Source organism: Azonexus sp. (genome assembly GCF_036170495.1).
Classification (GTDB): domain Bacteria; phylum Pseudomonadota; class Gammaproteobacteria; order Burkholderiales; family Rhodocyclaceae; genus Azonexus.
The window spans coordinates 1-1,381 of record NZ_JAVHPH010000220.1 but is presented as its reverse complement, the minus strand read 5'-3'; the positions used below and the strand labels follow the sequence as shown (position 1 = coordinate 1,381).

Sequence of the window (1,381 nt, the reverse complement as noted above, 5' to 3'; positions counted from 1 at the left end):
GGCAGCAACGCCAATACCTCCGGCGCGCCGATGATGCTCAATGTGGCGAACAGCTACGGCCTGCCGACGCAGTCGCCGCCGCAGCGTCCGACGGAAGCGAACGGGAAGGCCGAGCGTGTCGATTTTGAGGGCGAAAACCAGTACACCTTTTTCTCGAATACCTTTTCGACCTGCAAGCCGGGCCAGGATGACTGGTATCTGCAAACGGCGGAAACGCATCTCGATTACGACAACAACGAAGGCACGGCCAAGCACGCCTCGTTGTGGTTCGGCGGCGTGCCGCTCTTCTATTCGCCGGTCGCTTCCTTTTCGCTCAACGGCCAGCGCCGCTCCGGCCTGCTGCACCCGCATTTCTCGACCTCGACGCGCAGTGGCGTCGATTTCACCGTGCCCTATTACTGGAACATCGCGCCGAACTACGACCTGACGCTGTTTCCCCGCTACATGAGCAAGCGCGGCACGCAACTCGGCATTGAGGCACGCTACCTCGACCAAAACTTCCAGGGCACGACGCGGGCCGAATATCTGCCGAATGACGAGTCGCAGAATCGCCAGCGCTACGGCTACCGGATCGAGCACGTGCACAATCTCGGGCGCGGGGTGACGGCGGCCATCAACTGGAACGGCGTTTCCGACGATTTCTACTGGCAGGATATGTCGTCGCGCCTGTTGCAGACCTCCTTGACCCAGTTGCCCAAGCAGGTGTCGCTGAGCTACGCGCCGTCGCCCTGGCTGCAGAGCAGCATGCAGGTCCTGCGCTACCAGACCCTGCAGCTTGACCCGACGGTGCCGATTACCCGCCCGTACTTTCTCGAGCCGCAGCTCAACATTACTGGCTACCGGCCGAATGTGCTGCACACCGATCTCAGCATGATCGGCCAGTTCTCGCGCTTTACCCATGCCGATAGCGCGAAGATCCAGGGCGACCGTCTCGTCTTCTATCCCCAGGTCTCGCTGCCCTTCGTCCATCCGGCCTTCCAGATTACGCCCAAGGTCGGCCTGCACATGAGCCACTACGGGCTGAGCAATCAGGTTGTCGGTCAGGAGAGCAGCATCAACCGGGTGCTGCCGACTTTCACGCTCGACTCGACGATGATTTTCGAGCGCGAAGGCGACTGGTTCGGCAACGGTTACATCCAGACGCTGGAACCGCGCCTTTACTACGTGAATATTCCGTACAACGACCAGAGCCAGATCCCGCTCTTCGACACCGCGCTGTCCGATTTCAACTTTGCCCAGATTTTTTCCGAGAACCGTTACAGCGGCTATGACCGGATCAACGACGCCAACCAACTGACCGCCGCCGTGACGACCCGCCTGCTCGACGGCGAAACCGGTGTCGAGCGTTTCAAGGCGATGATCGGCCAGCGTCACTACTTCA

At 60.6% G+C, this 1,381-nt stretch carries 1 protein-coding gene; it reads left to right on the top strand.

The genetic code is table 11. The features are described from left to right. Positions 1-1,381: LPS-assembly protein LptD (locus ADADOO_RS07450; protein WP_511276336.1), on the top strand; the 1,381-nt coding region annotated here is incomplete at both ends.